Source organism: Streptomyces katrae, assembly GCF_000966975.1.
GTDB classification, from domain to species: Bacteria; Actinomycetota; Actinomycetes; order Streptomycetales; family Streptomycetaceae; genus Streptomyces; species Streptomyces katrae.
Genome location: NZ_JZWV01000499.1, coordinates 1 through 8,025, shown reverse-complemented (window position 1 = coordinate 8,025; position 8,025 = coordinate 1). Strand labels below are relative to the sequence as shown.

The window sequence follows — 8,025 nt, the reverse complement described above, 5'->3', positions numbered from 1 at the left end:
GGGTCTGGCTGCCGGGGGAGCTGGGCGCGGCGGGGGCGGCCGGCTGTGAGGGAGCGCCCGAGGCGGGGGCGGGCTGCTGCTGCTTGCCCGGCGCCGCGGGGGTGTCCGCCGTGGACGGGCCGGAGCCCGGTCCGCCGCGGCCCTGCTCCGGGGGCTTCGGCAGCAGGCCCTGGAGCGGCTCCACGTCTTCGTCTATGGCCTGGAAGACCGAGGTCACCTGGTCGCCGACGTCGTGGAGCTGCGGGGGCAGGTTGGAGCGGAGCCGGCCCCAGGCGTCGCGGTGGGCGCGGGAGAACGAGGACAGCGTCTGGATCGGGCCGAGCGAGCCGTCCCGTTCGTAGGCCGCCTGGAGGAGCCGGTGGCCCTCCGCCGCGTCGTGCTGCATGCCCGCGAGGGCACGCCGGATCTCGCCCAGGACTTCGTGGTCCAGGGGGCCGGAGCGGCCGCGCTCCATCAGCCTGCGCGCCTCCGACAGGCGGCTGGAGGCCTGGTCGAGGTAGAGCTCGCCCCGGTCCGCGTCCTTGTCGGCCAGGCCCAGCTTGAGGTCCTCCATGCCCAGCTTGACCGGGTAGAGGGAGTCACCGGGCAGGGCGTCGGTGCTGGCAGCGGCCACTCCGCTGAAGGCCCCTGCGGCCACACCCACGGTGAGGCCGCCCGCTGCGATGCCCTTGGACCAGCGGGAGCGGGGCCGCAATTTCCGGAGCGAGGTCGCCCGGTGGGCGCCGCGGCCGGTCCGCTGCTCGGGCACCTGAGGGTCCGCGGCGGCACCGCCCCCGGCCCTCTCCTCCATCACCATGGCCTCCATGGCGGCGACGAGCTGTGCTCGTTGCACCACTTTGACCTCGGGGTCCAGCACCGGGCGCGGCATTCTTTCGCCGAGCACGCTCGCCAGGGCCAACAACCGGTCGTGGTCGGCAGATTCGGCAGGTGCCTCGGACTGCTCGGCCGCCGGTTCCGGTTCCGAAAGGTCGGAAGGGGTCCGATCCTCCAGGGCCTGGGCGAAGGCGTTCGCCCGCCGGTGCGGGGTCACGTTCGCGATCACTGGCGGCACCTCCTCTCGTCATGACGATCGACTCCCCCAGGTGTCCGGAAGGTTGCCTTCCTTGAGCACATCCACACTTTCGAGTGAGCGGCTTCGGGCAGGGCGTGTCCACAGGGAGCCTGCATTCCGCACAACGAGCGGCGCGGCACTTGGGTTACGGACGAAGGATGATCGGACCACAGCGTCATCGAGGGGTCACCGGGTGTGAGGTTGTCGTGTTTTTTCGCGGGCGTGTTCGCCCGCGTCAGCGGGCGTCTTCGGGGAGCAGGCGGGCCAGGGTGCGCACCGCGCGGTACTGGAGCGTTTTGATCGCGCCCTCGTTCTTCCCCATGACCCGTGCGGTCTCGGCGACCGAGAGGCCCTGGAGGAAGCGCAGGGTCACGCACTCCTGCTGCTGCGGGTTGAGCTTGCGCACGGCTTCGAGCAGGGCCGCGTTGGAGAGGGACTCCAGGACGGAGTCCTCGGGGCTGCGCTCCACCTCGTTGGCGTCGAGCATCTCGCCGGTGGTGACCTCCAGGCGGAAGCGGCTGGACTTGAAGTGGTCCGCCACCAGGTTCCGCGCGATGGTCACCAGCCAGGCGCCGAAGTCGCGCCCCTGCCAGGTGAAGGTGGAGATGCGGCGCAGCGCGCGCAGGAAGGTCTCGCTGGTGAGATCCTCCGCGGTCGCCTTGCCGCCGACGCGGTAGTAGATGTAGCGGTACACCGTGTCGCTGTACTGGTCGTAGAGGCGGCCGAAGGCCTCGGCCTCGCCGGCCTGGGCGCGTTCGACCAGGTCCATCATGCGGGCCTGGTCGCTGTCCGCCGCCTGGTCGCTGTCCGCCGTGGGGCGGCGGGCGGTGGGCGCGCTCGTGCCGCCGCCGGCGGCGGACCCCGCGCTGCGACCGCGTCTGCCCACCGTCGCTCCGCCGTCGGTCAGGGCGTAGCAGGGACCGGCCGGGCCGAGTCCGGCGGGGACCGCGGCGGCGAGGGCGGGGACGGCGTACGCGGTGGGGACGAAGCCGCGCAGGTGGTCGAGGACCGTTGCGCGCAGCGTAGCCAGGCCCGAGGCGTCAACCCCGACAGGTGGGTACACGGGACTCCCAGAGGCAGAGCTTCCATCACGTGCAGTGCGGGACCGTTCACCCGTCGTGGCGACAGGCGGGCGGCGGCATGCGTTTGAGGAGAATAACGCTTCGTACAGGCAGCGCTACACCCAGTTGCTGAAATCACCGGTTCCGACACTTCTGTTGCGTGTCGAGGGCATATTCAGAGCGGGTTGGTGATCGGCAAGTGATCACTTGGGTGCGCGGATTGGACGCTTCCGGGATGTCCCGCGACCGAGTCGGGCAGGCCGGAGTGCCGCGCCACCGGCGCGGGTAGAGGGGAGCGAATGGCCGCCGGGCCGCCCGCGGGAGGGGCGGGGCCCGGCGTTGCTACTTGCGGCGGCGGTGCAGGGCGATCGCGGCGGCCGCGCCGCCCGCGATCGCGCCGACCCCGGCGGCGGCCGGGACGCCGACCTTCACGGCCTTGCGCCCGGTCCGATAGTCGCGCAGCCGCCAGTCGTGTGCACGGGCATGCTTGCGCAGTTTTGTGTCGGGATTGATCGCGTACGGATGCCCGACCAGCGACAGCATCGGGATGTCGTTGTGCGAATCGCTGTACGCCGCGCAGCGCGCGAGGTCCAGGTCCTCGGCGGCGGCCAGCGCGCGCACCGCCTCCGCCTTCGCGGGGCCGTGCAGCGGCTCGCCGACCAGGCGGCCGGTGTAGACCCCGTCCACGGACTCGGCGACGGTGCCCAGGGCGCCGGTCAGGCCGAGGCGGCGGGCGATGATCGTGGCGGTCTCGACGGGCGCGGCGGTGACCAGCCAGACCTTCTGGCCGGCGTCGAGGTGGGCCTGGGCCAGGGCGCGGGTGCCCGGCCAGATCCGCTCGGCCATGTACTCGTCGTAGATCTCCTCGCCGATCGACATCAGTTCGGAGACCTTGTGGCCCTTGACGATGGACAGGGCGCTGTCGCGGGCGTCCTGCATGTGCTCGGGGTCCTCGACCCCGGCGAGCCGGAACCAGGCCTGCTGCCAGGCGAAGCGGGCCAGTTCCCGGCGGCGGAAGAACTCGCGCTTGTAGAGGCCGCGGCCGAAGTGGAAGATCGCGGCGCCCTGCATGACGGTGTTGTCGAGGTCGAAGAAGGCGGCGGCGAGGTCGTCGCCGGGGACCGGGAACGCGGGTTCGGCCGCGGCCTCGGCGGGGGGCGCGGTGATGTCGGTTCCGGTTCCGCTTGCGGTCTCGGGGGCCTGCGGCGCCGCCGGTGCGGGGTGCGGTGGGGCGTCGGACCGCGCGGTCTTGCGGGCGGCCTCGGCCGAGGCCTCGCCTGCCAGCACGCTCCGCGCTGTCGCGGAGCGTCTACGGGGGGTGAGCCATCCCAGAGCGGCCATGACGCGAGCATAGCCATTGTGTTCGGGAGTTCCCGAACCGCCGGGAAACAGAGGGGTTAACTCTTCGGGCACATGGTCCCTCGGGCGCGGGACAATGGCGGCATGAGCCCTTTGCTGCGCCGTAAGGAAAAGAAGCGTCCCGAGGAGCGGATGGTGACGCTCGTCGGGAAGCCGGGGTGTCATCTGTGCGACGACGCCCAGGAAGTGATCGAGAAGGTGTGCGCCGAGACGGGTGCGCAGTGGGAGAAGAAGGACATCTCGCAGGACGAGGAGCTCTACCGCCGGCACTGGGAGCAGATTCCGGTCGTGCTGGTGGACGGTGAACAGCACACCTTCTGGAGGGTGAACCCCGACCGGCTTCGGAAGGCATTGGGAGCCTGACCCTCCGGGCCGTTACCATCATGGGCGATTTATGGGGACTCGGGGGCGTATCGATAAGGAGTGTGTACCGCTTTGCCCCCCTCGGGATTTGAACGGGTTCGGCCCGTTCCCGGTTCCGGCCCCAGGTGCCCAGCCCGCGTGACCCCGGTCACTTTGCTCGGACAAAGCGGACACAATCTTTGTGCACGCGTTCACAAAGACATAGCCTGCTTCCGACGGGGCGGTCCTGGGACAAGAGGCCGCCTACAGCCCCGCTCATCCCGCAGGAGCATCGTGGCAACTGGCCGAACTCACCGACCGGCGACCCGCAGCCGAGGTATTCCCGAGGCCACTGTCGCCCGGCTTCCGCTGTACCTGCGCGCGCTCACCGCGCTCTCCGAGCGCTCGGTGCCCACGGTGTCCTCCGAGGAGCTCGCGGCCGCCGCCGGAGTCAACTCCGCGAAGCTGCGCAAGGACTTCTCGTACCTCGGCTCCTACGGCACGCGGGGCGTGGGCTACGACGTCGAGTACCTCGTCTACCAGATCTCCCGTGAGCTCGGGCTGACCCAGGACTGGCCCGTCGTCATCGTCGGCATCGGCAACCTCGGCGCCGCCCTGGCCAACTACGGCGGTTTCGCGTCGCGCGGGTTCCGCGTGGCCGCGCTGATCGACGCCGATCCGGCCATGGCCGGCAAGCCGGTGGCCGGCATGCCCGTGCAGCACACCGACGACCTGGAGAAGATCATCGAGGAGAACGGCGTCTCCATCGGGGTCATCGCGACCCCGGCGGGCGCCGCGCAGCAGGTCAGCGAGCGGCTGATCGCGGCGGGGGTCACCTCCATCCTGAACTTCGCGCCCACCGTGCTGTCCGTGCCGGACGGGGTGGACGTGCGCAAGGTCGACCTGTCGATCGAGCTGCAGATCCTGGCGTTCCACGAGCAGCGGAAGGCCGGCGAGGAGACCGGGGGCGGGGCCGAGGCCGCGGGCACGCCGGCCGAGGGCACCACCGGCGGGGCCAGCGGGACCGGAGCCGCTCCGGCCGCCGGCCGGGCGGGGCGCCGCCTCCGCGCGCAAGGGCGGGCCCGAGGGTGACGTTCCGGCGGTGATGCCGGCATGAGCCTGCTCGTTGTCGGCCTGAGCCACCGCAGCGCGCCGGTGAGCGTGCTGGAGCGTGCCTCGCTGTCCGCCGACGCCAAGGTCAAGCTGCTGCACGACACCCTGGCCGCCGAGCCGGCGGCCGAGGCGACGGTGCTGGCCACCTGCAACCGGATCGAGCTGTACGCCGACGTGGACAAGTTCCACGCCGGCGTCGCCGAGCTGTCCACGCTGCTGGCCCAGCACAGCGGGGTCGCGCTGGAGGAGCTCACCCCGTACCTGTACGTCCACTACGAGGACCGGGCGGTGCACCACCTGTTCTCGGTGGCGTGCGGGCTGGACTCGATGGTGGTCGGCGAGGGGCAGATCCTCGGGCAGATCAAGGACGCGCTGGCGCTGGGGCAGGAGCTGCACACCGCCGGGCGGCTGATCAACGACCTGTTCCAGCAGGCGCTGCGGGTCGGCAAGCGGGCGCACTCGGAGACCGGGATCGACCGGGCCGGGCAGTCGCTGGTGACCTTCGGTCTGGAGCAGCTGGCCGTGCGGGAGCCGGTCGCGGACTGGGCCGCCGGGAAGCGGGCGCTGGTGATCGGCGCCGGGTCGATGTCCTCGCTGGCCGCCGCCACGCTGGCGCGGGTGGGGGTCGCGGAGATCGCCGTGGCGAACCGGACCGCCGAGCGGGCGGAGCGTCTCGCGGAGATTCTGGTTGCCTCGGGCACCGGTGTCGCTGCGCGGGCCGTTCCGATGTCCGCCGTGGCCGAGGAGCTCGGGCGGGCCGATGTCGTCGTGTCCTGTACGGGGGCCACGGGGCTGGTGCTGACCGGGGACGACGTGGCCGCGGCCGTGTCGGCTGGCCCTGCGGGGCTTTCCCCCACCCCGCCCCTCCCCGAAACCGGGGCTTCGCCCCGGACCCCCTCCCGGGGCTCCGCCCCGGACCCCGGGGCAGGGGCTGCGCCCCAGGCCCCCTCGGGGCTCCGCCCCCAGACCCCGCCCGCTGGGAGGGGCCCCCAGGCGGGGCTTGATCTGACCGATGCCGGAGAGCCCGTGCCGGGCACGGCCGGCGGCTTCGCCGCGGCCGGGGACGTGCCGCGGGCAGCCGGGAGCGCGCCCCGGGCGGGCGGGTCCGTGGCCCCGGGCGCGGCCGTAGTGGCCGGGGTCGATGCCGACGTTCTGGCGCGGCTCGTCGCCGCCGCCGAAGGTGGGCGGCGGCTGGCCGATGCCGGGGCCGCTCGGACCATCGCCGCTCCGGCTGTCGCCGACGGCTGTCCCGTGGACGTGCCCGTCGGGGACGGGCGGTCCGCGCTCGCCGGAGTGGACGCCACTTCGCTCGAACTGCACGGGGCCTGGGCCGATCAGGGGGAGGCCGCCGCGCAGCGGCAGCCCCGGCGGGGGAGCCGCAGTCACGCCGGTACCGCCCCCGTGCGGCTGGCGCTGCTCGACCTGGCCATGCCGCGGGACATCGACGCCGCCGTGCACCGGATCCCCGGCGTGCGGCTCGTGGACATCGAGAGCCTGGCCGAGGCGAGTGCGGACGCGCCCATGGCCGCCGATGTCGACGCCGTGCGCGGGATCGTGGCCGAGGAGGTCGCGGCCTTCGGGGCCGCCCAGCGGGCCGCGCACATCACCCCCACCGTGGTCGCCCTGCGGGCGATGGCCGCCGAGGTCGTCGCCATGGAGGTGGCACGCCTCGACGGGCGGGTACCCGACCTCGACGAACGGCAGCGCGCGGAGGTCACCCAGACCGTGCGCCGCGTCGTCGACAAGCTCCTCCACGCGCCGACCGTGCGCGTGAAGCAGCTCGCGAGCGAGCCCGGCGGCGCCGGGTACGCCGAGGCGCTGCGTGAACTCTTCGACCTCGACCCTCAGACGGTGGCATCCGTCAGCCGGGCGGACGCGGCCGATCCGAAGAACGACGACCCAGGACGGGCATCATGAACTCACGTCCCGACCAGCCCCTCCGGCTTGGCACGCGGCGAAGCAAGCTGGCCATGTCCCAGTCCGGGCACGTCGCCGAGGCGGTCCGGGCGGTCACCGGCCGGCCCGTGGAGCTCGTGGAGATCACGACGTACGGCGACGTGTCCCGTGAGAACCTCGCGCAGATCGGCGGCACCGGCGTGTTCGTCACCGCGCTGCGCGACGCGCTCGCGCGCGGCGAGGTCGACTTCGCGGTGCACTCGCTGAAGGACCTGCCGACCACGCAGCCCGACGAGCTGGTCATCGCGGCCATGCCGGAGCGGGAGGACCCGCGCGACGCCCTCGTGGCGCGCGACGGGCTGACCTTCGAGCAGCTCCCGGACGGCGCCCGGGTCGGTACCGGCTCGCCGCGCCGGATGGCGCAGCTGAACGCGTACGCGAAGAGCCTGGGGAAGTCGATCGAGTGCGTCGCCATCCGCGGCAACGTCGACACCCGGATCCAGTTCGTGCGCGACGGTGAGCTCGACGCGGTCGTGCTCGCCGCCGCCGGCCTCAACCGCATCGGGCGCGGTGACGAGGCGACCGACCTGCTGTCGGTCGACAACGTGCTGCCCGCGCCCGGCCAGGGAGCCCTGGCCGTGGAGTGCCTGGCGTCCGACACGGAGCTGGTCGCCGCGCTCGGCCGGCTGGACGACCCGTACACCCGGGCCGCGGTCACCGCGGAGCGTGCCCTGCTCGCGGCGCTGGAGGCCGGCTGCAGCGCGCCCGTGGGCGCCCTGGCCGACGGCCAGACTGTCAATGAAATGCGCCTGCGTGGTGTCGTCGGGACCCTCGACGGTTCCACGCTGGTGCAGCTGTCCACCACCGGTCCCGTGCCCCAGTCGTACGACGAGGCCATGGCGCTCGGCCGCGAACTCGCGGACGAGATGCTGGCCAAGGGCGCGGCCGGTCTGATGGGGGAGCGATCCCTTTGAACCCCTCAAGCCCCACCACCTCCGCATTCCCGGCCGTCGCGGTCCAAGGGCTCGTCACCTTCCTGGGTGCCGGCCCCGGCGACCCGGGTCTGCTGACGCTGCGCGCCGTGGAGGCGCTCGCCGCCGCGGACGTGCTGATCGCCGAGCCCGAGGTGCTCGACGTCGTACGGACCCACGCGCGTGCGGGCGTCGACACGCCACAGCTGACGGTCGCTGACGAGAAGTCAGT

Annotated in this window: 7 protein-coding genes and 1 pseudogene; 5 read left to right on the top strand and 3 right to left on the bottom strand. The window is 72.8% G+C overall.

The window, feature by feature from the left end; translation table 11 throughout:
* The 3 genes from VR44_RS18385 to VR44_RS18375 all read right to left on the bottom strand — a co-directional run.
* Nucleotides 1–1,042: DUF5667 domain-containing protein (locus VR44_RS18385; protein WP_245691959.1), on the bottom strand; the 1,042-nt coding region annotated here is incomplete at its 3' end.
* Between the two features lie 244 nt (nucleotides 1,043–1,286).
* Nucleotides 1,287–2,114: an ECF subfamily RNA polymerase sigma factor, BldN family gene (locus VR44_RS18380; RefSeq protein WP_045948615.1), complete on the bottom strand. Its 828-nt coding sequence runs from the start codon at nucleotides 2,112–2,114 to the stop codon at nucleotides 1,287–1,289.
* A 340-nt stretch (nucleotides 2,115–2,454) separates the two neighbouring features.
* Entirely contained in the window at nucleotides 2,455–3,453 is a 999-nt protein-coding gene (locus VR44_RS18375) for an HAD family hydrolase (RefSeq protein ID WP_045948614.1), read from the bottom strand.
* 102 nt (nucleotides 3,454–3,555) lie between these two features.
* Here VR44_RS18375 and VR44_RS18370 point away from each other — a divergent pair, with 102 nt between their 5' ends.
* From VR44_RS18370 to VR44_RS18350, 5 genes and pseudogenes are all read left to right on the top strand, one after another.
* Nucleotides 3,556–3,834, top strand: a complete 279-nt coding sequence (locus VR44_RS18370; RefSeq protein WP_045948616.1) for a glutaredoxin family protein — start codon at nucleotides 3,556–3,558, stop codon at nucleotides 3,832–3,834.
* Between the two features lie 273 nt (nucleotides 3,835–4,107).
* Nucleotides 4,108–4,930, top strand: a pseudogene (locus tag VR44_RS18365) (redox-sensing transcriptional repressor Rex).
* Nucleotides 4,927–6,843, top strand: coding sequence for a glutamyl-tRNA reductase (locus tag VR44_RS18360; protein ID WP_045948613.1), 1,917 nt, complete (start codon nucleotides 4,927–4,929; stop codon nucleotides 6,841–6,843). The pseudogene VR44_RS18365 and the gene VR44_RS18360 overlap by 4 nt, the downstream one beginning before the upstream one ends.
* The gene (gene hemC, locus VR44_RS18355) at nucleotides 6,840–7,796 is read left to right on the top strand and encodes a hydroxymethylbilane synthase (protein ID WP_045948612.1); all 957 of its coding nucleotides are present in this window, start codon (nucleotides 6,840–6,842) and stop codon (nucleotides 7,794–7,796) included. The genes VR44_RS18360 and hemC overlap by 4 nt, the downstream gene beginning before the upstream one ends.
* Nucleotides 7,793–8,025, top strand: a 233-nt coding sequence (locus VR44_RS18350; protein ID WP_045948611.1) for an SAM-dependent methyltransferase, incomplete at its 3' end; no start/stop codon positions are given. The genes hemC and VR44_RS18350, both read left to right, overlap by 4 nt.